This is a genomic window from Mycolicibacterium sp. HS_4_1, from assembly GCF_054515875.1.
In genome coordinates this window covers 3,674,929-3,700,447 of record NZ_CM137261.1, presented here as the reverse complement: position 1 = coordinate 3,700,447, position 25,519 = coordinate 3,674,929, and the positions used below count along the sequence as shown (strand labels likewise).

Here is a 25,519-nt window from a genome sequence, read left to right as displayed (position 1 = left end):
CATAGAATCAAAACTGTAGAAAGTGGGCCCAGCGGCAGGTTCGTCGCTGGGGGACCGAACGCCTAGCGGCGGCGCGTGCGTTGAGGTTTGGGTATCGGGCTCAGGCTGTGCTTCACGAATACCTGGGCATTGGACACCATGGTCTCGACCGAGCCGCGTCGTGGATGCCACCACTCGGCAGACCAGTTGAGGGCACCGAGGACAAGTGCTTGGGCCAGTGTCGGATTCAAGTCTTCGCGGATCTGGCCCTCGGCATCGGCCGCCCTGATCAACCCCCGCCAGATTCGGTCATAGGCCGCTTCTTCCTTCTTCTGCCGCGCCTTCAAGTGCTGGGGGACCTGCCCGGAATTACGGATCGACGCGCGCGCGTAGTCGGACAGCTCGAGTTCGTGCAGCAGGTGCGATTCGACAGCGGCCATGATGCGGTCCATCGGAGCGGTCTCGGGCGGCAGTGCATCGAGTGCTTCCTGCAGATACTTGCGAAGGTCGCAGATCCCGCTGAACATCACCTCTTCGATGAGGTCTTCCCTCGATTTGAAGTAGTAGTAGATCGCGGGCGCCCGTAGTTCAGCCTGCTCGGCGATGTCGGTCAGCCGCGTGCCCGCGTAGCCCTTGACACTCAGCACCTGGGCAGCCGCATTGAGTATGCGCGTACGCGTCCGCTGGGCTTTGGTGTCGCTGGACTCGGGCGCTGACTGCTTTCTGGGCATTGCTCGATGATAAGAGTGCCACCCCGTCATATCGTCAGGTGCGGTCACGGGTGTCTCATGTCGTCGGTATCTCTGCCCAATTGATTGGTTGCACGCGGAATTCGCGGACGTCGCGCATTCCGGGCTTGATCAGGTCGATCTGCCTGCGCACGCGGCGGGCGAGTAGCCCAGCGATTTCCGCCTCCTGCGTGGCGCCGAGACGCTGAACGTAGTCCTCCAGCTGCTGATCAGCCTGTCTCCAGTCGCGCGGGCAGGCGCCAATTAGCTGCTCGGCCTCGGCTTGGTCCAATGCCTCTACCGGTGGCATTGCTTGGGCGCTGCGGCGCAACCCGGGCAGCAGGTCGCGCACGACGCGCAGACGAAAGGCCAGATAGTCGTCGAGATGTTCATCGGCGAGGATGTCATCGACGATTCGCTGGATCGACAGATGTGTTGCGTCGTTTCGGACGGGTGCGTAGGTCACGGCCGACGGCGGTTCAAGGTCGTAGCTGTTCTCTTCGGCGATGATCTCCAGGCAGATCGTCAGCGACATGAGCGACCATGCCTGCCACTGTGCCAAGTCGAACTCGGCTGGCGGGTCGGCACGGGTGCCGGCCGAGAGCATTGCCGTGAGCAGGGCGAAACGGACGGCATGGAAGTTGACTACCCGGCGGTCGATCGGCTGCCCGCTCTCTGCCGCGTAGACGCTGTAGGCGTGGGTCAGATCACCGATGGGCTGTGCGGTGTCGCGCATCCGCATTGCACCGAGGTCCGCCATCGGATCGCCAAGGCATGAGAATTCGACGTCCATCAGGGCCGTGACCCGCTGATCGGCGTGCAGGAATTGCCCGGCGTCGAAGTGGATCCATGACACGTCGCGGCGGTGAACCGGGACGTGACGATGAAGCCAGGCGATGACGAATTCGATCGCCGGGTCGGGGGCCGGCTTAACCTGGCGGTACCACTTTTCCGAGAGCCCGAACCCCATGTACCCGATGTCTCGCGATGTCGCCGGCTTGGACAGACCGATAGCCTCGAATGGAGTCGTGTTCAGCCGGTGAGCGGCGGCGAGTCGGCGGACGTAGTCGGCGATCACCGTGTCGCGGACGTGGCCATCGTCATGTTCGTCGAATCGGTCGCGCCCCTCGACTGAAGCCATGAGAATCGCCTCGGGTTTCTCGCAGAATCCGATGGGAGCGGGCACCATGACGCCTTGGTCATGCAACGTCCGCATGATGTCGTACTCGCGGCGCAGCGACAGCGTGCGGGTCCACGGCATTGATTCTTCGCGCTGGCACCGAGCGTAGAGGTGGCGTACCTCGCCGTCGATCTCGACGGTGAGGTACCACGCGGGTCGCCAGCGGGCCTGCCGAGTCCAATCGAGAATGCGACCACCGGTATGCAGTTCCACCCATTCGAACAGCAGCGGCCACGGATCTTCCAGGCCGGCCCAGCGAGCCTCGGTGCTGACGCGATCGATCGCTCCGTCAAGCACGCTGTCCTCAGATCCCCCCGCGTGAGACCAGCTGGGCGGCGATGACGTTGCGCTGGATCTCGTTGGTGCCCTCCCCGACAATCATCAGTGGGGCATCACGGAAGTAGCGCTCGACGTCATACTCGGTGGAGTAGCCGTAACCACCGTGGATGCGGACGGCGTTGAGGGCGACCTCCATGGCGATCTCGGACGCGAACAGTTTCGCCATTCCGGCCTCCATGTCGGCTCGCTCGCCGCTGTCATACCGGTCCGCGGCATGGAGCGTCAGCTGGCGCGCCGCGGTCAGCTTGGTGGCCATGTCGGCCAGGTAGTGACCGATCGCCTGGTGCTTCCAGATGGGCTGGCCAAAACTCTCTCGGTCCTGGGCATACGAGAGGGAATCTTCAAGCGCGGCGGTGGCCACGCCGAGTGCACGTGAGGCTACCTGGATCCGGCCTGTCTCCAAGCCCTTCATCATCTGACCGAATCCCTTGCCAGGAACTCCGCCCAGGATTGCTGACGCGGGCACGCGGCAATTGTCGAACGACAGTTCGCAGCTCTCCACGCCCTTATAGCCGAGCTTGGGCAGATCTCGCGACACGGTCAGGCCCTGTCCATGCTCGACAAGCACGACGGAAATGCCCGAGTGCTTCGGCGTCGCTTTGGGATCGGTCTTGCACAGCAGCGCGATGAGGCCCGATCGACGCGCGTTCGAGATCCACGTCTTGGAACCGTTGATCAACAGCTCGGCGTCGTTGTCGGGAGCTGGAAGCGCGGTGGTGAGCATGTTCTGCAGATCCGAACCACCGCCGGGTTCGGTGAGCGCCATGGTGGCGCGCATTTCACCAGTGGCCATCGCCGGCAGGTACTTGCTCCGCTGCTCATCCGTGCCGAACTGCGAGATCAGTTTGGCGACAACGGTATGTCCACCCATCGCTCCGGCAAGAGTCATCCAGCCGCGGGCCAGCTCTTGGGTGACCAGCACATAACAGGCCGTCGACACAGGGGAGCCGCCGTACTCCTCGGGCACCGCGAGCCCGTAGATGCCGATCTGTTTCATCTGATCGATCCAAGCGGCCGGGTACTCATTGGCGTGTTCGACATCGCGCACCGACGGCTTGACGTCCCTGTCGATGAATGACCGCACGGTCGAGACAAGCAGGGCTTCTTCCTCGCTGAGCTTATTGAGCATGGTGACACCTTACGCTTATTTTTATTCTATGTTAAATTATTGGTGCAAGTATGTCCGAGGGCGGAGGGCTGTGGGATCGTGAAGGTGGGGACCAAACGCATCGACGATGTCGTAGATCAGACTCGCGAGGGTGCCGTGATCCTCGCCGGAGCGCGATGACATCGGCTCGGCCGCAGGCCGTGGATGTCACCGGTGCCGAGGTGTGCCGGCCGGAGCGGAGGATGCCCGCCGAGGAGGGCGTATGGGTCTTCCTGCTCGGTGATATGACCGTATTCGCGATCCTTTTCAGCGTTTATCTCTTCTATCGTGGCCAAGATTCAAATCTCTTCAACACCTCTCAGCTCAAGCTGAACCAGACCTTCGGGGTGATCAACACGCTGGTTCTGTTGACCAGTTCGCTGTTGGTGGTCACTGCTGTTCGCGCAGTGCGGCAGAACGCCTTTCAATTGGCCCGGACACTTACGTACGGTGCCATGGCGTGCGGCGTGATCTTCGTGATGGACAAAGTCATCGAATACAGTCAGAAGATCTCGCACGGCATCGTGCCCGGAACAAACCAGTTCTTCATGTACTTCTACGTGATGACCGGGTTGCACCTCTTCCATGTCGTGATCGGCATGGCATTGCTGGGATTGATCGTCAAGCTCACACGCAAGCCGACTCTGACAGATCGCGAACACGGCTACCTCGAAGGCGCCGCGTGCTTCTGGCACATGGTCGATCTGCTGTGGATCGTCATATTCCCCCTCCTGTACTTGGTGAAATGATGCTGATAAATCTTCTGCGAGGACGTATTACGGCAGTTTGGTTCATCCTGATCGCTGCCACCTTGGCGTCCTGGGTCCTCGGTGTCGGCCACGAACTGCCACATCGCTACGCGGCGGTCTGCATCATCGTGATCGCGTTCACCAAAGTGCACTTCGTCGGCAGATACTTCATGGAACTGCGGCACGCACCCGTCGCATTAACGGCGGTCTTCGGCGTCTGGAACGTCGTTGCAGCCAGCCTCTTGATCGGCCTGTACCTATTCGCTCAATGAATTCCAGCAATACGACTAGAGAACACAGTGTTCCGACCTTCAGGAGCGAGACATGTTTGCGGTAGTAGGAGGCGGAGCGGCGGGAAGCGCTGCGGCTTTCGTTCTAGGACAGGCCGGGCACGAGGTGGTTCTGTTCGAAGCGGCCAACGTTCTCGGCGGACGTACGAGAACGGTCCAGCGTAACGGTTTCGGCGTCGAGGTCGGAGCGATCTACATGCTCAACTCGTACGCCAAGTGCATCGAACTACTCGACGCCAGCGGCGACCAGAACTTGCTGGAATCCTGGTCACCGCACCCGAACCCTTTGAGACCGACAGTCTTTCACTGTTCGACAGAGGAGAAGACATGGAATCATGGGCGCGGCGCAAGCTCGGAGACGGACTGTTCGAGTGCTTTGTGCGCCCCCTGATCGAACCGTCGTTCGGTGTGGACTGCCGCGATCTATCGACGCCATACCTCCAGGGCATCATGAAACGGGCCCACCGCGCAAAATTCTTCCTGCCGCGCGATGGAATGGGTGGTGTGTGCACGGCATTGACGCGCGGCACCGATGTCCGACTCGGCGCTGAGGTCGAGTCTGTCGAGCACGATCGCGATCGAGTGGTGGTCATCCAAGTCGATGGCACGAAGGTCCGGGTCGACGGCGTGGTGGTCGCGACTGATGCCCGTCGTGCTGCCGGATTGCTTGAAACCGTCCTGGGAGAAGAATCTTTGCGGGCGCTCAATACCGCTCCCTATGCCTCGATGGCCCATGTCAATCTACGTTGGTCTCGTGATCCATGGCCAGAAAACAACTTTGAGATGCTACTGCCCATTGGTGCAGGGCCCCGTCCGCTACTAGGGACCATCGTCAAGAAGTCCACGACCTCGCGGTTGGTGCCATCCGGCGCCTGTATGACCAACTCGTACTTCTCGAGCAAGGCCACACAGGATCTCACGAACGACGAACTCATCGAGACCGCCTTGCGGCACGTCGCCGAGACCCTAGGTAAGGGATTCTCTGAGCCGGATGCTGAAGTGTTCAGCTTTGAGCGCGCACTCGCCATCAGCCCGCCCGGGCATTACCTCACAATGAAGCACCTTCGGGATGCAATGCCGGCGCGAGTTGGCATCGCCGGGGACTACCTTGCATTTAGGTGTGGAGACCGCTGTGGTCAGCGGCGTACGTGCAGCCCGGCATGTGTTGACAACACGGCGCTAGCGACTGCAAGTTCATTCGGCGCCAGGCAGATTCGAGGGAGTCTTGCCGAACGTGACTGATGACTTTCAGGGGAAATCGGGAACTATATGACGGTCACCACTCAGGAAATGCGCGCCGTTGACCTAGTTGCCACAACACCGAACCTTTGCGATGGAGCTGACGATGTCAATGATCGAGTATTCGCACCTGGTGTCCGCGAACGCGCACCTGTGTCCTGGTATGGACCGGATGTCGGTCGAGTCGCGGTTCGGGCTGCGAGACTGCGCGCCCCGGGTATCTGGCGGCAATCGCTGCGCTTTCGACCCGCCAGCGTGGGCCCGTGATGCTCAAGGACGGCCCGTGACCGGAGCGCTGATGGTGCTGGCAGACCACATCCTCGGCGAATTGCCCAATATGTACCGTCCACAACGAACCTGGTCATTGACCGCTGAACTGACCCTGGACGTCGTGGCGGAGTTGCCTGCCAACGATGTGCTGTACGCCGAAGCTATCGATATCAGCCAGGGCTCTGAGTGGTTTGTGCAGTGCCGCATCATGACTGCTTCGGGAAATGTGGTGGCAGTCGGAAATTCGCGCATGGTCTACGTACCTGCGGCGGGTGCTGAGTTGATGGAAGCATCGGCTCAACCGTCATCGGCAATCGAAGCGGCGGCGATAGCGAGTGCACTCGGTTTGGAGTATCACGATCTGGCCAACGGCGCTCAGGTGTCTGTTCCCGACCCTCAGAATTGGGTGAACGGGTTCGGAATCATGCACGGCGGCGTATCCGCCTGCGTCACCGAGCTCGTTGCGTCGGCAGCGATATCGGCCTGCAACCCCGATCTATCCACGGTGCGCGTTCACACCGACTACTTACGACCGGTTGCCGCTGACAGGCCATTCGTGGCAGAAGCCCGACTCCAGCATGCGGGCCGGTCCTCCGCGGTCGTAGAAGTACGCGGCCGTGGCGGCAGCGGCGAATTGTGCACGCTGTCCACGGTGACGGCCCGGCGACGGCGCCCCGCTGCTTGATAACCTGGCGTGCGCCCAGGTCTGCATCTGGGCCGTCGACCTTCACCGTAGCGCTACTGACGGGTCCGTTACCCAGATGGGCATCGACATCATTCATGTGCGCGGGAGTTTCTATTCTGCTTTCGGTTGTGCGGTCGCCGGGTCCACGGCACCGAGATCGATGACTGCGGCCGCGGCTACACGGCGCACCGGGGAGAGGACGTTTCGGTCCCGTATTCGAATTTCGGCGGCGAACAGGCCACTTGACACAGCGGGACATATGCGACATGTGCACACGCGACGACAGCCAGCGACGGTCAATTGGCCGCCGCAGTCGTACTATTGGCCCATGCCCAGACAGAGCTCGCGGCTCTCCATTGCCGCCGACGAGATGGCGTCCGATGAGCCGATCGCGGAATCTAAGTCTGCGTTGACGCGCTTGCGGATCTTGGACGCCGCCGCTCGCGTGCTGTCCGAGCATGGCTATGCGGGGCTGCGCCTCACCGATGTGGCGGAAGTTGCTGAGCTGCAGGCGCCGGCGATCTACTATTACTTCCCCTCCCGGGATGAGCTCATCGAGGAAGTGATGTGGGCCGGCATCGCCGATATGCGCGCGCACGTCGCCGAGGTCCTTGAAGAAGTACCCGATGGGACGCCGCCGCTCGACAGGCTCCTCACAGCGGTCGAAGCTCATCTACGCCACGCGCTGGAGATTTCGCACTACACCACAGCTGCCATTCGCAACGCGGGGCAGGTTCCGCAGGCGATTCGTAAGCGGCAGGTCCTCGAGGAGGAGAAGTACGGCGAAATCTGGCGCAGGCTGATCAGTGACGTCGCGCGCGAAGGTTTACTGCGCCCGGAATTGGACCTGTACATCGCCCAGATGCTTGTGTTGGGCGCATTGAACTGGGCTGTGGAATGGTGGAATCCCCGGCGCGGTTCCATCGAGGCGGTCGTTCAGAACGCGCAATCAGTCATCCGGCACGGACTTGCTGAGGACGCCGCGAAGTAGGCCGTGTCACCTACTTCATTCGGGCGAGATGTGACGACGCGGAGGCTAGGAGAACCCCAATAGAATCCTCGAGTTCATCAAGGTCGATCGCCGCATGGGAGCCCATCGAGCCGGCTCGCCGGCGGGCACGTACGCCTTCGAGCAGGCTTGCGGCTCGCCACTGGGAAAACGCCCGGTAATAGCCAAAGTCGTCGATTCGAAATCCGGTGACGTCACGGTATACCTCAACCATCTCATCACGGTTGGGGAATCCACCGGCACGGGTGGGGGTCGGCATCACGATCGCGGGCTCCTCGCTCGGGCGCCAATCATCAAGCAACCACGCAAGATCGGCGAAAGGATCACCAATGGTGCACAGTTCCCAGTCCAGCACCGCGGTGATATGCCCATCGGCGACCAGGAGATTGGACAGCCGGTAGTCACCATGCATGACGACTGCCGGTGACGGCTGCGGCAGCTGCTGGGTCAGGCCGGCTCGGACGGCTTCCCAGTTGCCGTCGTGCCGGCTGGCTGCGCGCACATGATCCCAGGCGGCGGAGATGCGTCGCATCTGCCGGACCAGATACGGACTGCTGGACGCCGCAACGCCCAGGGCGGAGGGATCAATGCGGTGCAGGCGGCCCAGCGCCTCGGCGACCGACACTCCGAGGGCTCTGCGCTGGCTGGACGTTAGAGTTCGAGCGTCGTCTTCGCTTTCCAGTGGGGAGCCGGGCACGCGGTCCATGACGAGAAATGGGGACCCGGTAGGACTCTCTCCAGTGCCGACGACTCGGGGGACCGGTACGTCGGTGTTGGCCAGTGCGCTGAGTATGTGCGCTTCGCGGAGGACGTCGTGTGCTTTCGCGGCGGTATCACCGGGAGGCGGTTCGCGCATCACCCATTCACGCGCTGCCGCATCGGTGACGATCGTCGTGATGTTCGACTGACCGATACCCACCCGGTCGACCGCAACCGGAGGTGTGACGCAATCGGTGTGCCGCGCAAGCCACTGTGCAAGGGCGGCGGGCTGTGTCCACATGCCGGTCGTTGGGGCAGGCGCCTCGGTATCAGTGGTAGACGCTGGGACATCCATGCGGGGGACCTTCCATGGTGACAACCGACCAGGAGCACGGCGTCGCCGGGGGCTGCTCCTCGCCTTCGCCCGTGGCAGGCCGGGGCTGTTCCTTTGACGCTACAGTATTTATTATCAATTAAAATACACCCACGGCGCTGAGATGCGTGGACGGTTGAATGTGCGCAGGCTAGCGACACGCGGGGTGAATGCGTGCCCTGGCGGTGGATTCCGATAAAGGAGATGGGCAGTGAAACTAGGTATGCCGTTGCGCTACTACGGAAGTGAGTTCGCGACCACCGTCGATCGTTTGTCGGAGTTCGAGCAGGTTGGCCTCGAAAGAGTCATGATCGCCGAGGCGTACAGCGTCGATGCCGTCAGCCAGATGGGCTACGTTGCCGCCAAGACGCGCCACGTTGAATTGGCGTTCGGCGTGCTGCCGATGTTCTCGCGAACGCCGACCAACCTGGCGATGACCGCCGCCGGCATCGACTACGTCAGTGGGGGTCGATGCGTGTTGGGCATCGGTGCGTCCGGTCCGCAAGTTATTGAAGGCTTTCACGGCGTCAAATACGACGCCCCCGTCGAACGTGCGCGCGAACATGTCGCTATCTGCCGCAAGATCTGGCGGCGCGAATCGAGCGAATATCGTGGCAAGCACTACACGCTGCCCTTGGATGTCGATGCTGGCGGGTCTGGCTTGGGGAAGCCGCTGAAGATCATCGGTAAGCCGGTCCGTGACCGTATTCCTATGGGGCTGGCGGCAATAGGTCCGAGGAACGTCGAGCTCGCGGCCGAAGTCTTCGACGAGTGGCAGCCCATTCTGTTCCATCCCGAACGTGCGGACCGCGCGTTCGGCGATGCTCTGCGTGCGGGTAGGGGTCGTCGTGACGACGACCTTGATGGCCTCGGCATCAGTGTTCAATGCCCATTGTTGATCTCTGATGACCCTGACTGCCTCGCCGACGCACTCAATGCCGTCCGAGAGAACGTGGCGCTCTACGTGGGCGGAATGGGAGCTGTGGGCAAGAACTATTACAACACGCTGTTCGCGCGGTATGGCTACGAGAAAGAAGCCGCGGAGATTCAAAGGCTGTTCCTCGGCGGTTCGAAATCGGCTGCGGTCCAGGCGGTTCCGGAGGAATTTTCGCGTGCAATATCGTTGATCGGAAACCGCGGGGAGGTGCGGGACCGTCTCGCCGCGCTGCAAGCTGCTGGCGTTACGTGCGTTCTGGCCGACCCTGTTGCCGGTTCACACGTGGAACGACTGGACGACATGGCAACCGCTCGGGAGTTCATGAATTGACGGTGCTCGAACTTGCGATTGCCACTAGTTTTTATCTTAAATTCGATTATGCTATGTCCTCGGTGGAATCCGCCCAGCTGGTCTGGATGCCGGCCGGGATGAGGCAAGACTCGTAGGAGGAACAGTGACAGCCACTCTGAGGCCAACGGTGAACCACCGGCCTTCCGCCGATTACGCCGACTATCGACTTCTGCGGGTCGCTCTTTGGACAGTGTGTCTCTACGTGGGCCTGGGGCTTTTGGGGTTCGCTGTGTTCGCGGGATTCTGGCCGCCGCCGAGTGAAGATCTAGGTGCGTCAAGCATCGCCGCGTACTTTCGCGAGCACGGTACATCGATACGGATCGGCATGGTACTCATGGCGGTGGGCGCTCCGTGTTACTACACGTGGAGCGTCGCGATGTCGAAGATCATTGGTCGGATGGAGGGTCCGATGGGGCCCCTGTCGATGACTGAACTGATCGGCGGGTTGATGACTGGCGTGGTCACCGTGGTGCCGGCAGTCATATGGCAGACAGCGGCATTTCGGCCCGAAGGGAGGTCTGCGGAGTCGATCCAAACGTTATACGACTTTGGCTGGCTGTTCTTTGACCTGACCTGGATGTTCTCGTTCCTCCAGAGCGTCGCATTGGGCATCGCCATTCTCAAGGACCACCGCTCCCAGCCGCTGTTCCCGCGTTGGACCGGGTATGTCTGTTTCTTGACCGCGGCCGTCTATGTCCCGCTCGTCTTTATCCCGTTCGCGCGCACTGGTCCGTTTGCTTGGCATGGCGTGTTGAACTTCTGGGCCGTGTTCGTGATGTTCTTCGTGCTCATCGCGGTGCTCACGCCATATGCATTCCGCGCCTTGCGTCGTCTCGAAGCGGAGTAGTCGACACCCGACGTCCGAGTCGCGTGGGTGATCGACGTGGCGCAGCCATGTACATCGAGTGCGCCGGTATTCATCATGATATCGGTCTAATCAAGATTCGAAAACTGACAACTGCGGACGTACCGGCCACGTGATGTTTGGACGGTCGATACTTAGGGGAACAATGCCCGACCACGATGCCCAGTTGAAGCTCAGGATCTTCAACCTCTGCTCATGGGGTGGAGTCGCCGCGCTGGTGATCACCCTAATTGGGTGGCTGTTGGCAGGCCTTCTGCCCCTGCCGCTGGGCCCGTCGAACAGCATGCACGATGTCGTCGCGTTCTATTCCGGTCATGGCCCTTGGCGAATGATGGGCTTCGTCTTGGCAACGCTCGGCGTATGTTGCGCCATGCCCCTGGTCGGCGTCATCACCATGCACATGATGCGGATGGAACGTCGCCTGCCGTTGCTCGCCGTGATCCAGCTGGGAATCGGCTCGGTGACCATCCTCATCAACCTGCTGGGGTCACTGATGTTCGCGGTGTTGACATTTCGTCCCCAGCTGCGGGCGCCCGAGACGCTCATGCTGCTCAACGACCTGGCCTGGCTCATCTTCTTCACCCCGATTATGCCGTTCATCATTCAAAACCTGGCGATCGGTGCCGCCGTCCTGACTGACCGCGGCAAGACCTTTCCCCGGTGGGTCGGATACGTGAACCTGTGGGTGGCCTTTGCGTTCATCCCTGACCTCATGGCCTACTTCTTCTTCTCGGGACCTTTTGCTTGGAATGGGATTTTTGTCTTCTGGCTGGCATTGACGGCCTACGCTGTATTTCTCGTCGCCATGTCGGTGGTCACCAGGAGCGCGAATGCGGCATTGGTTTTGGGTACCGACGTCGCGGGGGTCCCGTCGGACACTGTAGCCGTCTGACTGGTCGCGGCTGGACCTTTGTCCAGTTGATCCACAATCTCGCACGCCTGCACATCGTCATGAATAGCGCCGGCTGCCTTGGCATTAGCGTGCTTGCCGAACGCGTTCGAGCAGATGATTCTCGAGATCGTGGTCAGCGATGGGCACGAGCGGGGGAGCGCCGGCTGTAGCTACACGCCGCGCCGACTAACTCGGCCCACGCGTGCGCGGTAGCCGGCGATCACGTTGTGCGTGGTAGGGCAATGTCCGCAGATGCTGGCCTGCGCTAGCTCTATACATGCACGCCGGGAAGTTACCTGATTGCGTCAGTTTTGCCCTGAGCCGCATAGCTTTTAGTTTAGATTCGAAACGATCGGGCTGGCCGGACTCGGACTGCCACTTGGCCCTTACGCATCGGATGTTCGTCAGGTCAAGGATTCTCGATGCTCGGGGGAGTCGCGGTCGGACGCGCGGGTGCACTGTCCCGTGGCGAATGCTTAGCTATGTAAACGATCTTCGATTCTGCCGCGTTGCCTAATTGTCGACCGCGAAGAAATTCGATACGCCACATCGGCGTTCGGCGGGTGCAACTACCTGCGTAGTCGTGAAAGTAATTGGTGTGCAGCATGTTTGAACGATTTGACCAGGCGTTTGCAGTGAGCCGGGCTTGAATGTTTGCTACGTCCCACGCGCAAATCTGGTTGCAGAGTTGCCCAGGTCACGTTTTTAGTTTAGATTCGAATCGATCACAGCGCCCCGGCTGCCGGGTAGGGCATCGGGACACGCCACTAGGGCTCAGGCGCAAAAGCGGAGGGATTGCAGATTGTCGTTGCGAACTGCTGTCGCCAAACCGATGGGGTCCGTGGGCGACTTCATGGCTATGGCTGTCGACACCATGATCGCCGTACCGCGTCGCCCTTTCGCCTGGAGAGAACTGATCTCCCAGTGCTGGTTCGTCGCCCGAGTGTCGATCATGCCTACGCTGATGCTGTCGATCCCCTTCACCGTGCTGTTGGTGTTCACATTCAACGTCCTGCTGATGGAGTTTGGCGCGGCCGACTTCTCCGGAACCGGCGCGGCATTCGGCACCGTGACACAGATCGGCCCGATCGTGACGGTCCTCGTGGTGGCCGGCGCCGGTGCAACGGCCATGTGTGCCGACCTTGGAGCGCGGACCATTCGCGACGAGCTGGATGCGTTGCGCGTCATGGGAATTGACCCGATCCAGGCCTTGGTGGTTCCGCGCGTTCTTGCCGCCACCATTATCGCGTTGGCGCTGTCGTCGCTTGTCGTGCTTGTCGGCTTGGCCGGCGGATTCTGCTTTTCGGTGTTCGTCCAACACGTGACACCGGGCGCGTTCGTGTCTGGACTGACCCTCATTACCGGCATCGGTGACGTGGTCATCTGCCTCATCAAGGCAGCGATATTCGGGTTCTGTGCCGGACTGATCGCGTGTTTCAAAGGGACCAACGTTTCAGGTGGGCCTGCGGGCGTGGGTAACGCGGTCAACGAGACCGTGGTGTACGCCTTCCTAGCCCTCTTCCTGATCAACATCGTGGCTACGGCCGTCGGAATTAAGGCGACACTATGACGAGCGGTATTGCACGTGGGGTGTTCCCGCGGCTGCGTCGAGCACGGATCGCGGCATTGGACGGACTTGTCCGTCTCGGCAATCAAGCCCAGTTCTACGGGCGGATGTTCGGTTCCATTGGTGATGCATTCGTTCATTACAAGAAGGAAGTGGTCCGGCTAATCGCTCAGATGGCACTCGGTGTCGGCGCCTTGGCCGTCGTCGGCGGCACCATCGTGATCGTCGGATTCCTCACCCTGTCCACCGGAGCGCTGGTAGCGGTCCAGGGATACAACCAATTTGCCGACATCGGGGTGGAAGCGCTCACCGGCTTCGCCTCGGCCTACTTCAACGTGCGTCTCATCGCGCCACTGACCGCCGGAATCGCCTTGGCCGCCACCATCGGCGCCGGCGCCACCGCCCAACTCGGCGCGATGCGGATCAACGAAGAGATCGACGCGCTCGAGGTCATGGGCATCAGGTCGGCAACGTACTTGGGCTCAACGCGACTGATCGCCGGCGTGATCGTCGTGATCCCGTTGTATTGCGTCGCCATCCTGATGTCATTTCTCGCCGCGCGATTCGGCACCACATTCGTCTACGGCCAGTCCACCGGTGTGTATGACCACTACTTCAATACGTTCCTACAACCCACGGACCTGATCTGGTCGTTCTTCCAAGCCGTCGTCATGGCCGTCGTCATCATGCTGGTGCACACCTACTACGGCTACACCGCGTCCGGCGGCCCCGCGGGGGTTGGTGAGGCAGTTGGGCGCGCGGTGCGTACCTCGCTCATCAGCGCTGTCCTGGTCACCGTGTTCGTCTCGCTGGCCATCTACGGTCAGTCCGGCCACTTCAACCTGGCGGGATGACCGATGAGTAATCAGCGCGAGCGCGACCGAAGAATTGCCATTGCCTGGGCTTTGGGCCTCATCGCATCGGCGATATTGCTGGTATTCGTCTGTTCCAGCCTTTTCGCCGGGTCTTTTCGATCCTTCGTTCCAGTCACTCTGACCTCCGACCGCACGGGCCTGGTCATGGAGACCGGCGCCAAAGTCAAACTTCGGGGTGTTCCCGTCGGGCGAGTCGGCACGATCACCGGGGGCAGTGACCAGGCCAGCCTCAATCTCGAGATCGATCCGGACAAGCTGCACTTCATCCCGGCGAACGTGCGAGCCGAGATCAAAGCCACCACCGCATTCGGCGCCAAATTCGTTGACCTGGTTGAACCGCCTGACCCCAGTGCGCAGCATCTGACTGCCGGCGAGGTCATTCGATCGCGCAACGTCAGCACGGAAGTCAACACCGTGTTCGAAAACCTGGTCGGCGTGCTCGACCAAATCGATGTCTCCAAGCTGAACGCAACCCTGTCCGCGCTGGCCGAAGGGGTACGTGGTCAAGGCGAGCGAACGGGAGAGTCGATCACCGACGCGAATCAGATTCTGCAGCAACTGAATCCGCGGATGAGCATTGTGCAAGCCGACCTCCGATCATTCAAAGGCGCTGCCGACGCTTACGCTACGGCCGCGCCGGATATCCTGCACGCACTCGATGCGCTGTCGACGACCAGCGAGACTCTCACCAGTCAGGCCAAAGACCTCGACAATGTGCTGATGGGCGCTATCGGCTTCGGCCAGTCGGGCGCAGATCTTCTGGCTCCCAACGTGAATGAACTGATCGACGCCATCACCCTCGCGCGTCCCACCGCTGACACCCTGATGAAGTACAGCCCCGAATACACCTGCCTACTGCAAGGTTCGGTGTACTTCCTCAAAAACATGGCCTACGACGCCATGGGCGGCAACGGGAGATCTCTGGTCGTCGATGCGGGCCTGCTGCTCGGCAAGGACCCCTACCGCTATCCCGACAACCTGCCCGTCATCGCCGCCAAGGGCGGGCCGGGCGGCCAACCGGGCTGTGGATCCCTGCCTGATGCCACCAAGATGTACCCCGTCCGACAGGTGGTCACCAACACCGGCTGGGGAACTGGAATGGATATTCGACCCAACCCAGGTATCGGCTTCCCTGGATGGGCGAACTACTTCCCATCGACCCGTGCTGTCCCAGAACCGCCGAGCATCCGGTACCCCGGTGGCCCGGCGCCTGGACCGATTCCATACCCGGGGGCACCGCCTTACGGCGCCCCGATGTACGGCGCCGACGGTGAGGCGCTGTACCCACCTCCGCCGGGCACCCAGCCAGCGGACGGACCGCCACCTGCTGCGCCGGTGGCAGCACAATCGGCCGGGCCCTCGGCCGGCCCCGCCCCAGATACCAACTCTCCCAAGCCATGAGTACCAATAGGACGTCGAGGAAAATCTCTTGAGAGACAACGTACAAGGAGCCATCTGGCGCCTGGGTGCATTCCTGCTGGTGTGCGCCCTGGGTACATTCGGCCTGCTGATGATCTTTGCCCAGCTCCGCTTCTCCAAGGAGAAGGTCTACGGCGCTGATTTCACCAACGTCAGCGGACTGAACGCAGGCAACTTCGTCCGGATCGCCGGCGTCGAAGTCGGTAAGGTCAGGTCGATCGCCGTGCGACGTGACGGCACAGTCCACGTTGACTTCGCCGCCGACGATTCGGTGGTCCTGACCGACGGCACCCGCGCCGCGGTGCGCTGGGCTGACATGATCGGCGGCCGGTACCTCTCGCTCGAGGAGGGCGCCGGCAACGTGCACACGCTTCAGTCAGGCGCCACCATCCCGGTCCAACGCACCGCACCTGCCCTGGATCTCGATGCACTAATCGGCGGGTTCCGGCCGTTGTTCCGTGCACTGAACCCCGACCAGGTCAACGCCTTGTCCGGCCAACTCATTCAAGTCTTCCAGGGCCAGGGCGACACTATTGCGTCGTTTCTCGAGCAGACCGCCACCGTCACCCAAACACTGGCCAACCGTGACCAACTCATCGGCGAGGTGGTCACCAACCTCAACACGGTCCTGGGGTCCTTCGGCGACCAAAGCGATCACTTCGCGAATGCAGTCGACTCCTTGTCGCAACTGATCGGCGGCCTGAGCCGTCGAAAAACCGATATTGCCAATGCGGTCGCCCACATCGACGGGGCCGCCGCCAGCATTGCGGACATGCTGACGCAGGCGCGGCCGCCGCTGAAATCCGTTGTACACGAGACGGATCGAGTCTCAGGGATCGTTGTCGCCGACCACGACTACTTCGACAACTTGCTCAATACCTTGCCTGACACCTACCAAATCCTCGACCGCCAAGGCATTTACGGAGACTTCTTCAGTTTCTACCTCTGTGATGCCGTGCTCAAGCTCAACGGAAAGGGAGGCCAACCCGTGTATGTCAAGGTGGCCGGCCAGGACACAGGACGGTGTGCACCGAAATGAAACCATTCGCGCAGAGGAGCCGGGTGGCCGTAGGTACCGCCGGCGTCCTCGTCGTCAGCGGAATCTGTTGGGCGGCTTTGCAGTACGACAAGATTGAAAGCCTCTTTACCGCTTCGGAGTACACTGCGTACTTCACGCAGGCCGGAGGACTGAAGACCGGCGCGCAAGTGCAGGTATCCGGTTACCGCGTCGGCAAGGTCTCCGCCGTGGACCTCGACGGCAATCGCGTCAAAGTCACCTTCGATGTGGACGATGACATTCACTTGGGTGACCGCTCGGAAGCGGCCATCAAAACCAAGAGTCTCCTGGGCTCCAAATACTTGGAGATCAACACACGCGGCGAGCAAGACCTCAGCGCGCCGATACCCACCGACCGAACGACGCCGCCCTACGAGCTGCCCGATGCGCTCGGAGACCTGTCGACCACGATCAACGGGCTGAACACCAATCAAGTGTCTGATTCGTTGACCACGCTGTCGCAGACATTCCAGAGCACGCCGCCTGCAGTTCAGCAAGCCGTTCAAGGCCTTTCCCGATTCTCTGAGTCCATCGACAAGCGCGACGCACAGCTTCGGACGCTATTGGCCAACGCCAACAAGACCACCGCGGTGCTCGGCGAGCGCAGCGACCAGATCGCCCAGCTGATCCGTGACACCAACGCACTGCTGGCGGCGCTACGTGCACAGAGTAGCTCCCTAGAACAGATTTCCGGTCACATGTCCGCGCTGTCGCGCGAGATCTCTGGGCTGGTCGCTGACAACCGCAGCCAGCTCAAACCCGCGCTGGACAAGCTCAACGGGGTACTCACGATCATTGACAACCGCCGTGAACGTGTCCAAAAGACGTTGAAGATGTTCAACACCTATGCCATGCATCTGGGCGAATCTGTCGGCTCAGCACCGTTTTTCAAGGCCTACATCGTCAATCTGCTGCCAGGACAATTCGTGCAACCGTTCGTCGATGCCGCATTCTCGGACCTGGGCTTGGACCCGAATGTGCTGCTGCCCAGCCAGCGCACCGACCCTCAGACAGGCCAGCAGGGCACCCCGGCGCTGCCGGTCCCGTATCCCCGGACCGGTCAAGGTGGCGCACCGAACCTGACGCTGCCCGATGCGATCACCGGCAAACCGGGTGATCCGCGCTACCCCTACCGCGAGCCCGCCCCTGCGCCGGCCCCCGGTGGGCCGCCGCCCGGACCGCCAGCTGTGCCGCCGCCCGACCTCGCTTCGACACCAGATCCGACACCGGCGCCCACCGTCGTGTACGCACCAGGTGAGCCCGGCTCGCCGGCACCGTCGATACCACCGCTACCGACTGAACCGCATCAGGGAGCGGGCCAGTGACCAAGTTCTTCGGCAACAAAACTGTTTACCTTGCGGCGCTGTTCGTTGCGATTCTCGTCGCAGCGGTGGTGGTCGTCATCGGATACCAGAAAACACACCGGAACCACTTCGTTGCCTACTTCGAGAGCAGCAACGGCGTCTTCAAAGGCGACGACATACGGATCCTCGGCGTACCGGTGGGACAAATCGACTCCGTCGAGCCTGAACCACAGCGGGCCAAGGTCACCTTCTGGGTGGACGACAAGTACAAGGTCCCGGCCGATGTGCGCGCCGTGATCCTCTCACCGCAGTTGGTCACCGCTCGATCGATCGAACTGACCCCGGTCTACAGCGGAGGGCCCGTGCTGGCCAACGGCACGGTGATCCCGCAGCAGCGGACCGCGGTGCCCGTCGAATGGGACGACCTCCGCAAACAGCTTGAAAAGCTCACCGATTCCTTGCAACCGACCAAACCAGGGGGAGTCAGCGCGCTTGGTCAATTCGTCGACGTGACGGCCGACAACCTGCGCGGACAAGGCGCCAATATCCACGACACCATCGTCAAGCTCAGCCAGGCCGTCTCGATCCTGGGTGATCACAGCAGCGATCTGTTCGGCTCGGTGAAGAGCGTCGCACTGCTGGTCTCCGCCCTGCACGACAGCGCTGACCTGATGAAGCAGCTCAACGGCAATCTGGCGTCAGTCACCGCCACTTTGACCGATGACCCGCATGCGGTGGGTCAGGCGCTCGACGACCTCAACGCCGCCGTCACTGATCTCAAGGGTTTCCTTGCGGATAACCGCGAAGCCATCGGTACCAGCGCGGACAAGCTGACCTCGATCACCACCGCGGTCAACGACAGCATCGATGACGTCAAGCAGTTTCTCCATATAGCGCCAAATACGTTGCAGGACTTCTACAATATCTACCAACCTGCCCAGTCTGCGCTCACCGGCGCACTGGCCGTCAACAACTTTTCCAACCCAATCTCGTTCCTGTGCGGCGCAATTCAAGCCGCATCGCGACTTGGCGCAGAGCAGTCGTCAAAGCTTTGTGTGCAGTACCTGGCACCCATCATCAAGAACCGCCAGTACAACTACCCGCCGATCGGGGAGAACCTGTTCGTGGGCGCTACAGCGCGGCCCAATGAGATCACCTACAGCGAAAACTGGATGCGGCCTGACTACCGTCCACCGGCGCCGGCTGCCGCACCGTCAGGTGGCCTCGCCCCGGGAGCGCCGTTGCCTGCCGAGGCCGGCTCGACGACCGATCCGGACAAGGGGCTGGCCGGGATGATGATTCCGACCGGGAATGGACCATGATGCACACCAAACTATTTCGACGCGTTGCAGCAACCGGAGCACTGGCACTGATCGCTTCGGCAATGTCGAGCGGCTGCGCATCGTGGCACGGCCTGAACTCCGTTCCGATGCCCGGAACCGCGGGCGGCGGCCCCGGATCGTTCACCATCCAAGCTCAACTTCCCGATGTCTCAACCGTTCAAGAGAACTCCCGCGTACGGGTTGGCGATGTCAACGTAGGCACCGTTACCAAGATCGAACGTCAAGGGTGGCATGCGCTGATCACAATCCGCCTGGCCGGAAACGTGAACCTACCTGCGAACGCGACCGCCAAGATCGGACAAACCAGCCTGCTGGGCTCGACTCACGTCGAGCTTGCCCCGCCGGCAAACGCCCCGGCTCAGGGGCGCCTGCATGATGGGTCGCTGATCCCGCTGGCGGCGGGTTCGCTGTACCCCAACACCGAACAAACACTGGGTGCGTTGTCGCTGCTGCTCAATGGCGGCGGTCTGGGTCAAGTTCAGGACATCACAACTGCACTGAGCACCGCTTTCGCCGGCAGAGAAAGCGACTTACGCAATCTGATCAAGCAGCTCGACGAATTCGCCGGCCACCTCAACGACCAAACCGACGACATCATCAGGGCCACCGACAGCATGAACAATGTTGCCGGCCGATTTGCCGATCAAAAGCCAGTGGTGGACAAAGCATTACGCACTGTCCCCGACGCACTGGCTGTGCTGCGCGACGAACGCACCAACCTGGCCGACGCACTAGACAAGCTGGGTAAGTTCAGCGCACTGGCGCATAAGGCGGTCGGGCAAAGCAAAGACGATCTGATTGCCGAGCTGAAAGACCTCGGACCGGTCCTACAGTCCCTGGCCAACGCGGGCGGCGACATGACTCGCGCATTGAGTCTGCTCAGCACCTTCCCGTGGGCCAAGGAGAACGTCGCCAACTGGTTCCGAGGGGACTACGCCAACCTCACAGCCGTCATCGACCTGACCCTTAGCCGCATCGACGCCAACTTCTTCACCGGCACCCGCTGGGAAGGCAACCTCACTGAACTGGAAATGCAGTGGGGCCGCACGATCGGGCAGACACCCAGCCCCTACACCGCGGCGAACCCATTGGTCATTCCGTACCAGGCAGACCAAGGACCGTAAGCATGCATCTCACTCGCCAAATACGCATTCAGCTGGCGATCTTTATCGTCGTCGCACTGATCGCCGGAGCGGTGATGGTGTTCGGCTTCATGCGTTTGCCCGCCTTGATTTTCGGTGTCGGTCACTACACCGTCACCGTTGAGCTGCCCGCGGCAGCAGGACTGTACCCGAGCGGCAACGTGACCTACCGTGGTACCGAAGTCGGACGCGTCGAGGATGTCCAACTGACCGACACCGGCGCCAAAGCTGTGCTGTCCATGAAGTCGGACACCCACATCCCATCGAACCTGCGAGCCGAAGTGCACAGTCAGTCGGCCGTGGGCGAGCAGTACATCGCGTTGCTGCCCCGCGACGGCACATCACGAGCACTCAAAAACGGCGACGTCATTGCCCGGAACAACGTCAGTATTCCGCCGGACATCAACGCGTTGGTCGCCGCCACCAACCGTGGGCTTCAGGCGATCCCTCGCGACAACCTCAAGACCGCAGTCGACGAGTCCTATGCCGCGGTAGGAGGTCTGGGGCCCGATCTGTCGCGCTTGGTCAAAGGCAGCACCTCGTTGGCCATCGACGCCCGCGCGAACCTGGACTCGATCACCGCACTGATCGACAAGTCAGGACCCGTGCTCGACTCTCAAGCGGAGACCGCTGACTCGATCGCGGCGTGGGCGAGCCACGTGCGCACTCTGACCGGCGAGCTCAAAACGCACGACGCGGCCCTGCGTGGGTTCATGGTCAACGGAGCTCAAGCCGCAAACCAAGGACAGCAACTGTTTGACCGACTGCGCCCCACGCTGCCAGTCCTGCTGGCCAACCTGGTCAGCGTCGGTAAGGTGCTGGTCACCTATCAGCCGGCACTCGAAGAACTCTTGGTTCTGCTTCCACCGTCAGTCGGTGCCCTTCAAGCTGCCGGGGTCGCGAACCTCAATACCAAGCAGGCATACAAGGGCGCCTACCTCGACTTCAACTTAAACATCAACTTGCCGCCGCCGTGCACTACTGGGTATCTGCCTGCGCAGCAACAACGTGCCGCATCACTCACCGACGCACCGGACCTGCCGGCAGGCAATCTGTACTGCCGGGTGCCGCAGGATTCCACGTTGGTGGGCGTACGTGGTGCACGAAACCTTCCGTGCCTCAACGCACCTGGTAAACGTGCCCCGACAGCGCAGATGTGTGAGAGCAACGAGGAGTACGTGCCTCTCAACGACGGCACAAACTGGAAAGGCGATCCCAACGCCACGTTGAGTGGTCAAAGCATCCCGCAGCTGGCTGACGGCAAATCGGTGCCACCAGAGCACAGCCCGCCGCCACCGATTGCCGTTGCCCAATACGACCCGAGCTCGGGCTCGTACATCGGCCCTGACGGCAAGCAATACACCCAGGCCGACCTCGCGCCGACCGGTAACAAGGAGAAGACATGGCAGTCGATGCTGACCCCGTCGAGCAACTGAGTACCTCCGCCGACGTCCAAGCCGTCGACGCCGTCGGTGATGACTTGGACCGGGCGGACGACCCTGCAGCTGGACAAGACGAGCCTGCCGCGCTCGCAGTTCGTTCGAGATGGCGTTCGCCGATTCGTCTGGCACTCGTCGGCGGAACGGTGACGGCGGTCGGGCTGGCCGCCCTGGTCGGTTGGCTGGCCTACGACGGGCACCGCCATCAGGTCGCAACCGAGCAGCGAAACCTGTTCATCGAGGTGGCCAAGCAGGGCGCCATCAACCTCACCACCATCAGTCACACCGAAGTCGACAAAGACGTCTGAGGTGTGTCAAGGATGTGAGACAGTCGGGTAGTTTCTTTTCGGTCAGGCAGCAGCGGGAAGCGGCTGGTTTCTGGTTGTGAAGTTGGCCATTGCTGTCGCGGGCGGCAGACCCTCGTTGTTGGTGTGAGGGCGCCAGCGGTTGTAGAACACTTCGATGTAGCGCATGGTCGCCCGTCTGGCGTCCTGGCGGGTGGTGAAGCTGTGGTGATGGTAGAACTCGTTTTTCAGGGATGAGAACAGCGATTCTGCGACTGCATTGTCCCAGCACACCCCGGTGGCGCCCATGGATTGGCGGATCTTGTTTCCTGCGCACCAGGCGCCCATTTCCCGGGAGGTGTACTGCGTTCCGTGGTCGCTGTGAAAAATGGCGTTGGGGCTCAGGTGGCCGCTGTCCCTGGCCATCGTCAGGGCTCCGGTAACCAACGAGGCGCGCATGTGCTCAGCCATGGCCCAGCCGACGACCATGCGGGTGCACAGGTCAATGACAGTGGCCAAATACAGCCACCCTTCGCCGGTGCGCAGGTAGGTAATATCGCCCACCAGACGCGTTCCAGGGGCTTCTGCAGTGAAGTCCCGGCCGATGAGGTCCTCGAAGACTTTATCCGGATCCGAGGCGATCGTGGTGCGCTTGAACGCTCTCATCCGCTTTGCCGCCCACCCGTTTTCGGCCATGATCCCCGCGACAGTGCCCACCGAAACCTCGATGCCGGCGGCGGCAAGTTTCGCATGGACCATGCGGTGCCCGAAGATCCCGTCGGAGGAATCGAAGACGGTCTTCACCTGATCCGTCAGTTCCCGGCGGCGCAGCGCAGTCGGGGTGTCGCCGGCGTCCAGCCGCCGGTAATACGTCGCCCGTGGGAGACCAAGCTGGCGGCACATCCAGGCCACCGGGAAGTCGGCGTTCTTCTCCTGAACAACTCGGTACAAGTCCTCTACCGTTGTTCTTTGGCGAAGAACGCCGAAACTTTTTTCAGGAAATCGTTCTCCCTCTCCAGCTCACGCATCCGTGCTTCCAACGCCTTGTATTTCGCAGGATCCACCGGATCATCCGGTTTCCCCCCACCGCCTGGTTGCCCCTCACGGGACACCCGCACCCAGCGTTTCAACGCGGTGACGGAAATGCCGAGCTCCGGAGCGACAGAAGCCGGCGAACGGCCAGATGAAACCACGAGCTCAACGGCATCAGCCTTGAACTCATCGGAATAGGTAGGTCGAGCAGACATGAGCACAATCCTTTCAAACTGTGTCTCACATCAGTAGTACACCTCAGTCCAACGGATTCTGGATTCGTCCACCGGATCATTCCATGATGACTTCCAGAAGCGGTCGAAGCCGTTCACCGATGTGGTCAAACAGATCAAGTCGACGTCGACCGGCACCGTCTCCGATGCAGGCCTGGAATCGCTGGACGGTAACCAGGCCGAGGTGCTCGTGGCGGTCGCGGTCAAGACCTCGACCGCTGCTGCCGCAGACCCAGAACTCCGGCACTGGCGAATGCGGGTCAGTGTGCAGAGAAACGGTGCCGACGCCAAAGTCTCCAACGTTGAATTCGTGCCCTGAACGTCGCGGCGCACTTGATCCCTCAAACCCACAGAAGAGCCGAAACAATGACCGCCAACACTGAAACAGTTGACCCGTCAATCGATGACGAATCGGATACGGACGAGCAGTCGTCTGGAACCGACGTAGCCGGTGGTGCCCTGACCGATGGTGTGATCGACACCGGCCATCACGGCAAGGTGGGCTGCCCAGGCCGTCGATGGGGCCACGTCGCCGCGTTCGCGATACTTCCGGCAGTGATACTGGTCCTTGCCGGGGTCGCCGGATTCCTCTTCTATAAGAACCATTCGGCGACGGCTGCTGACCGGGCTCGAATCGAATCCGTACAAGCTGCCACGGAGAGCACGATCGCGCTGTTGTCCTACCAGCCCGATTCCGTCGACAAAACCCTCGACCAGGCGCAGAGTCGACTGACCGGTGCGTTCAAGGACTCGTACTCGAAGCTCGTCCACGATGTCGTGATCCCCGGCGCCAAGCAGAAACACATCTCCTCGGTGGCAACGGTTCCCGCGGCGGCGCCGCTCTCGGCCAGTGCCGAGCACGCGGTGGTGCTGGTGTACGTGAACCAGAACGTCATCATCGGCACGGACGCACCCACTTCCAGCACATCTTGCGTGCGTATCGCACTCGACAAAGTCGACAATCGCTGGCTGATCGCCCAATTCGACCCGATCTAAAGAGGAATTGGAATGCACACCTATCGGCTCGCTGCTGCGGCCGCGTCAATCGGCCTCGTTCTCGCTTCCGCGGTCGTTGAACCGGCGTCGGCCCGTGCTGACGCGACTGCCTATCTGGTGAACGTAACCGTCCGACCCGGCTACCACTTCAGCGGCGCCGACGACGCGTTGCAGTATGGGTTCGGCTTATGCGGTGACGTCGCAGCCGGCCACCCCTACGCAGCGCTGATCGACAGAGTCAAAGCAGACATGCAAACCGGCGACGACTATCAAGCCGCCTATCTGATCAACCAGGCCGTCAATGAACTGTGCCCGGCGCAGATTTGGCAGCTACGCAGATCAGCCGCCGGATACCACGCACCGATAGGACCGTCATGAAAACCGCTGTCCTGCTGGCACTTAGCTTCTTGACATCTGCCGTTGGGCTACCGGCAACCGCGCACGCCGATAACACTCGCCTGAACAACAGCGTGGTGGCCAACATCTACACCATCCAACATCAGGCCGGCTGCACCAACAACGTCCGGATAGACTCACAGCTGCAACGTGCAGCCCAGTGGCACACCGATGACCTGATGGCGAACCGAAACCTGGACGATGACATCGGAACTGACGGGTCAACCGTCACCGATCGCGCTCGCGCCGCGGGTTTCCGCGGGAACGTCGCCGAAACGGTCGCCATCAACCCCGCAATCGCCATCAGCGGCATCGAGATTCTCAACCAGTGGTACTACAACCCCGCCTATATGGCCATCATGAGCAACTGCGCCAACAGCGTGATGGGTGTCTGGTCGGCGAACAGCCTCGACCGCACGGTCGTCGTTGCTGTCTACGGTGCACCGGCGTGAGCTGTCAGCATTCGCATCGGTCTCGAGAAGGACATGAAACACCGCACCCCGCAAAAGTTTCAATCTGAAAGGATGAGGACAAGAAATGGATCCCAATCCCGATTACGACGCCAGTGACGAGGTCGAGCATTTCTTCAGTTGGCTGCCCTGGGCGCTTCGCGGTGCCTACCCGCCGCCTGCCTATCCGCCGGTGTAGGGGTGTAGATGTCCAGCTTGGAAATGAAGTACCAGGATTTGTTGACCGAATC

28 protein-coding genes and 1 pseudogene are annotated in these 25,519 nt (G+C 61.3%); 23 read left to right on the top strand and 6 right to left on the bottom strand.

Going from position 1 to position 25,519, the window contains the following annotated elements; genetic code table 11:
* Positions 1-62: 62 nt before the first annotated feature.
* The 3 genes from ACX12F_RS17765 to ACX12F_RS17755 form a co-directional block, all read right to left on the bottom strand.
* Complete coding sequence (locus tag ACX12F_RS17765; RefSeq protein ID WP_459370406.1) at positions 63-626, bottom strand: TetR/AcrR family transcriptional regulator; 564 nt, start codon at positions 624-626, stop codon at positions 63-65.
* Between the two features lie 139 nt (positions 627-765).
* Positions 766-2,184: a phosphotransferase gene (locus ACX12F_RS17760; protein WP_459365821.1), complete on the bottom strand. Its 1,419-nt coding sequence runs from the start codon at positions 2,182-2,184 to the stop codon at positions 766-768.
* 7 nt (positions 2,185-2,191) lie between these two features.
* A complete protein-coding gene (locus tag ACX12F_RS17755; RefSeq protein ID WP_459365820.1) occupies positions 2,192-3,355 on the bottom strand; it encodes an acyl-CoA dehydrogenase family protein in 1,164 nt (387 codons plus the stop codon).
* A 155-nt stretch (positions 3,356-3,510) separates the two neighbouring features.
* Between ACX12F_RS17755 and ACX12F_RS17750 the strand changes: the two genes are divergently transcribed.
* From ACX12F_RS17750 to ACX12F_RS17725, 6 genes are all read left to right on the top strand, one after another.
* Complete coding sequence (locus tag ACX12F_RS17750; RefSeq protein ID WP_459365819.1) at positions 3,511-4,122, top strand: cytochrome c oxidase subunit 3; 612 nt, start codon at positions 3,511-3,513, stop codon at positions 4,120-4,122.
* Positions 4,083-4,394, top strand: a complete 312-nt coding sequence (locus tag ACX12F_RS17745; RefSeq protein ID WP_459365818.1) for a cytochrome C oxidase subunit IV family protein — start codon at positions 4,083-4,085, stop codon at positions 4,392-4,394. The genes ACX12F_RS17750 and ACX12F_RS17745 overlap by 40 nt, the downstream gene beginning before the upstream one ends.
* Positions 4,395-4,446: 52 nt before the next feature.
* Positions 4,447-4,803 (top strand): NAD(P)-binding protein, encoded by a 357-nt coding sequence (locus ACX12F_RS17740; RefSeq protein ID WP_459365817.1) that lies wholly within the window; start codon positions 4,447-4,449, stop codon positions 4,801-4,803.
* On the top strand, positions 4,740-5,654 hold the full coding sequence (locus ACX12F_RS17735; RefSeq protein ID WP_459365816.1) for an FAD-dependent oxidoreductase: 915 nt from the start codon (positions 4,740-4,742) through the stop codon (positions 5,652-5,654). Before ACX12F_RS17740 ends, ACX12F_RS17735 begins: the two co-directional genes overlap by 64 nt.
* A 103-nt stretch (positions 5,655-5,757) precedes the next feature.
* Positions 5,758-6,606 carry a PaaI family thioesterase gene (locus tag ACX12F_RS17730; protein ID WP_459365815.1) on the top strand — a complete coding sequence of 283 codons (849 nt, stop codon included), beginning with the start codon at positions 5,758-5,760 and terminating at the stop codon, positions 6,604-6,606.
* Between the two features lie 370 nt (positions 6,607-6,976).
* Positions 6,977-7,597 carry a TetR/AcrR family transcriptional regulator gene (locus tag ACX12F_RS17725; protein WP_459370405.1) on the top strand — a complete coding sequence of 207 codons (621 nt, stop codon included), beginning with the start codon at positions 6,977-6,979 and terminating at the stop codon, positions 7,595-7,597.
* Positions 7,598-7,607: 10 nt separating this feature from the next.
* On the opposite strand, the gene ACX12F_RS17720 is transcribed toward ACX12F_RS17725, so the two are convergent.
* Positions 7,608-8,615: a phosphotransferase family protein gene (locus ACX12F_RS17720; protein ID WP_459365814.1), complete on the bottom strand. Its 1,008-nt coding sequence runs from the start codon at positions 8,613-8,615 to the stop codon at positions 7,608-7,610.
* A 283-nt stretch (positions 8,616-8,898) separates the two neighbouring features.
* Here ACX12F_RS17720 and ACX12F_RS17715 point away from each other — a divergent pair, with 283 nt between their 5' ends.
* From ACX12F_RS17715 to ACX12F_RS17660, 12 genes are all read left to right on the top strand, one after another.
* Complete coding sequence (locus ACX12F_RS17715) at positions 8,899-9,954, top strand: LLM class F420-dependent oxidoreductase (protein ID WP_459365813.1); 1,056 nt, start codon at positions 8,899-8,901, stop codon at positions 9,952-9,954.
* Between the two features lie 124 nt (positions 9,955-10,078).
* Complete coding sequence (locus ACX12F_RS17710; RefSeq protein WP_459365812.1) at positions 10,079-10,822, top strand: hypothetical protein; 744 nt, start codon at positions 10,079-10,081, stop codon at positions 10,820-10,822.
* A 163-nt stretch (positions 10,823-10,985) separates the two neighbouring features.
* Entirely contained in the window at positions 10,986-11,732 is a 747-nt protein-coding gene (locus tag ACX12F_RS17705) for a hypothetical protein (RefSeq protein WP_459365811.1), read from the top strand.
* Positions 11,733-12,564: 832 nt separating this feature from the next.
* Positions 12,565-13,302: an MlaE family ABC transporter permease gene (locus ACX12F_RS17700; RefSeq protein WP_459370404.1), complete on the top strand. Its 738-nt coding sequence runs from the start codon at positions 12,565-12,567 to the stop codon at positions 13,300-13,302.
* On the top strand, positions 13,299-14,153 hold the full coding sequence (locus ACX12F_RS17695) for an ABC transporter permease (protein ID WP_459365810.1): 855 nt from the start codon (positions 13,299-13,301) through the stop codon (positions 14,151-14,153). Before ACX12F_RS17700 ends, ACX12F_RS17695 begins: the two co-directional genes overlap by 4 nt.
* Before the next feature lie 3 nt (positions 14,154-14,156).
* Entirely contained in the window at positions 14,157-15,575 is a 1,419-nt protein-coding gene (locus ACX12F_RS17690) for an MCE family protein (protein ID WP_459365809.1), read from the top strand.
* Between the two features lie 28 nt (positions 15,576-15,603).
* Positions 15,604-16,632 (top strand): MCE family protein, encoded by a 1,029-nt coding sequence (locus ACX12F_RS17685; protein WP_459365808.1) that lies wholly within the window; start codon positions 15,604-15,606, stop codon positions 16,630-16,632.
* Positions 16,629-17,975, top strand: a complete 1,347-nt coding sequence (locus tag ACX12F_RS17680) for an MCE family protein (protein WP_459365807.1) — start codon at positions 16,629-16,631, stop codon at positions 17,973-17,975. The genes ACX12F_RS17685 and ACX12F_RS17680 overlap by 4 nt, the downstream gene beginning before the upstream one ends.
* On the top strand, positions 17,972-19,276 hold the full coding sequence (locus tag ACX12F_RS17675) for an MCE family protein (RefSeq protein ID WP_459365806.1): 1,305 nt from the start codon (positions 17,972-17,974) through the stop codon (positions 19,274-19,276). Before ACX12F_RS17680 ends, ACX12F_RS17675 begins: the two co-directional genes overlap by 4 nt.
* 62 nt (positions 19,277-19,338) lie before the next feature.
* Positions 19,339-20,421, top strand: coding sequence for an MCE family protein (locus tag ACX12F_RS17670; protein ID WP_459370403.1), 1,083 nt, complete (start codon positions 19,339-19,341; stop codon positions 20,419-20,421).
* Positions 20,422-20,423: 2 nt separating this feature from the next.
* Positions 20,424-21,875, top strand: coding sequence for an MCE family protein (locus ACX12F_RS17665; RefSeq protein WP_459365805.1), 1,452 nt, complete (start codon positions 20,424-20,426; stop codon positions 21,873-21,875).
* The gene (locus tag ACX12F_RS17660) at positions 21,842-22,186 is read left to right on the top strand and encodes a hypothetical protein (protein WP_459365804.1); all 345 of its coding nucleotides are present in this window, start codon (positions 21,842-21,844) and stop codon (positions 22,184-22,186) included. Before ACX12F_RS17665 ends, ACX12F_RS17660 begins: the two co-directional genes overlap by 34 nt.
* 42 nt (positions 22,187-22,228) lie before the next feature.
* Here the strand turns inward: ACX12F_RS17660 and ACX12F_RS17655 are convergent, their stop codons facing one another.
* Together ACX12F_RS17655 and ACX12F_RS17650 are read right to left on the bottom strand one after the other, a co-directional pair.
* A complete protein-coding gene (locus tag ACX12F_RS17655) occupies positions 22,229-23,113 on the bottom strand; it encodes an IS3 family transposase (RefSeq protein WP_082901982.1) in 885 nt (294 codons plus the stop codon).
* Positions 23,114-23,118: 5 nt separating this feature from the next.
* Complete coding sequence (locus ACX12F_RS17650) at positions 23,119-23,409, bottom strand: transposase (RefSeq protein ID WP_047040760.1); 291 nt, start codon at positions 23,407-23,409, stop codon at positions 23,119-23,121.
* 121 nt (positions 23,410-23,530) lie between these two features.
* On the opposite strand from ACX12F_RS17650, the gene ACX12F_RS17645 reads away from it, so the two are divergent.
* The 5 genes and pseudogenes from ACX12F_RS17645 to ACX12F_RS17625 form a co-directional block, all read left to right on the top strand.
* Positions 23,531-23,746, top strand: a complete 216-nt coding sequence (locus tag ACX12F_RS17645) for an Rv1363c family protein (protein ID WP_459365803.1) — start codon at positions 23,531-23,533, stop codon at positions 23,744-23,746.
* A gap of 47 nt (positions 23,747-23,793) precedes the next feature.
* Positions 23,794-24,423: an Rv1363c family protein gene (locus ACX12F_RS17640; RefSeq protein ID WP_459365802.1), complete on the top strand. Its 630-nt coding sequence runs from the start codon at positions 23,794-23,796 to the stop codon at positions 24,421-24,423.
* 12 nt (positions 24,424-24,435) lie between these two features.
* A complete protein-coding gene (locus ACX12F_RS17635) occupies positions 24,436-24,801 on the top strand; it encodes a DUF732 domain-containing protein (protein WP_459365801.1) in 366 nt (121 codons plus the stop codon).
* Positions 24,798-25,271: a CAP domain-containing protein gene (locus ACX12F_RS17630; RefSeq protein ID WP_459365800.1), complete on the top strand. Its 474-nt coding sequence runs from the start codon at positions 24,798-24,800 to the stop codon at positions 25,269-25,271. Before ACX12F_RS17635 ends, ACX12F_RS17630 begins: the two co-directional genes overlap by 4 nt.
* An 88-nt stretch (positions 25,272-25,359) precedes the next feature.
* A pseudogene (locus ACX12F_RS17625) lies at positions 25,360-25,467 on the top strand (hypothetical protein); the annotation flags it as partial.
* Positions 25,468-25,519: the final 52 nt, after the last annotated feature.

Excerpts from the sequence above, each read along its gene's own strand:
- ACX12F_RS17630 (WP_459365800.1), top strand. The coding sequence starts at position 24,798 with ATGAAAACCGCTGTCCTGCTGGCACTTAGCTTCTTGACATCTGCCGTT.
- ACX12F_RS17635 (WP_459365801.1), top strand. The coding sequence starts at position 24,436 with ATGCACACCTATCGGCTCGCTGCTGCGGCCGCGTCAATCGGCCTCGTT.
- ACX12F_RS17650 (WP_047040760.1), bottom strand. The coding sequence starts at position 23,409 with ATGTCTGCTCGACCTACCTATTCCGATGAGTTCAAGGCTGATGCCGTT.
- ACX12F_RS17690 (WP_459365809.1), top strand. The coding sequence starts at position 14,157 with ATGAGTAATCAGCGCGAGCGCGACCGAAGAATTGCCATTGCCTGGGCT.
- ACX12F_RS17730 (WP_459365815.1), top strand. The coding sequence starts at position 5,758 with ATGTCAATGATCGAGTATTCGCACCTGGTGTCCGCGAACGCGCACCTG.
- ACX12F_RS17750 (WP_459365819.1), top strand. The coding sequence starts at position 3,511 with ATGACATCGGCTCGGCCGCAGGCCGTGGATGTCACCGGTGCCGAGGTG.
- ACX12F_RS17695 (WP_459365810.1), top strand. The coding sequence starts at position 13,299 with ATGACGAGCGGTATTGCACGTGGGGTGTTCCCGCGGCTGCGTCGAGCA.
- ACX12F_RS17700 (WP_459370404.1), top strand. The coding sequence starts at position 12,565 with ATGGGGTCCGTGGGCGACTTCATGGCTATGGCTGTCGACACCATGATC.
- ACX12F_RS17665 (WP_459365805.1), top strand. The coding sequence starts at position 20,424 with ATGCATCTCACTCGCCAAATACGCATTCAGCTGGCGATCTTTATCGTC.
- ACX12F_RS17720 (WP_459365814.1), bottom strand. The coding sequence starts at position 8,615 with ATGTGGACACAGCCCGCCGCCCTTGCACAGTGGCTTGCGCGGCACACC.
- ACX12F_RS17680 (WP_459365807.1), top strand. The coding sequence starts at position 16,629 with ATGAAACCATTCGCGCAGAGGAGCCGGGTGGCCGTAGGTACCGCCGGC.
- ACX12F_RS17755 (WP_459365820.1), bottom strand. The coding sequence starts at position 3,355 with ATGCTCAATAAGCTCAGCGAGGAAGAAGCCCTGCTTGTCTCGACCGTG.
- ACX12F_RS17670 (WP_459370403.1), top strand. The coding sequence starts at position 19,339 with ATGTCGAGCGGCTGCGCATCGTGGCACGGCCTGAACTCCGTTCCGATG.
- ACX12F_RS17740 (WP_459365817.1), top strand. The coding sequence starts at position 4,447 with ATGTTTGCGGTAGTAGGAGGCGGAGCGGCGGGAAGCGCTGCGGCTTTC.
- ACX12F_RS17660 (WP_459365804.1), top strand. The coding sequence starts at position 21,842 with ATGGCAGTCGATGCTGACCCCGTCGAGCAACTGAGTACCTCCGCCGAC.
- ACX12F_RS17705 (WP_459365811.1), top strand. The coding sequence starts at position 10,986 with ATGCCCGACCACGATGCCCAGTTGAAGCTCAGGATCTTCAACCTCTGC.
- ACX12F_RS17725 (WP_459370405.1), top strand. The coding sequence starts at position 6,977 with ATGGCGTCCGATGAGCCGATCGCGGAATCTAAGTCTGCGTTGACGCGC.
- ACX12F_RS17735 (WP_459365816.1), top strand. The coding sequence starts at position 4,740 with ATGGAATCATGGGCGCGGCGCAAGCTCGGAGACGGACTGTTCGAGTGC.
- ACX12F_RS17640 (WP_459365802.1), top strand. The coding sequence starts at position 23,794 with ATGACCGCCAACACTGAAACAGTTGACCCGTCAATCGATGACGAATCG.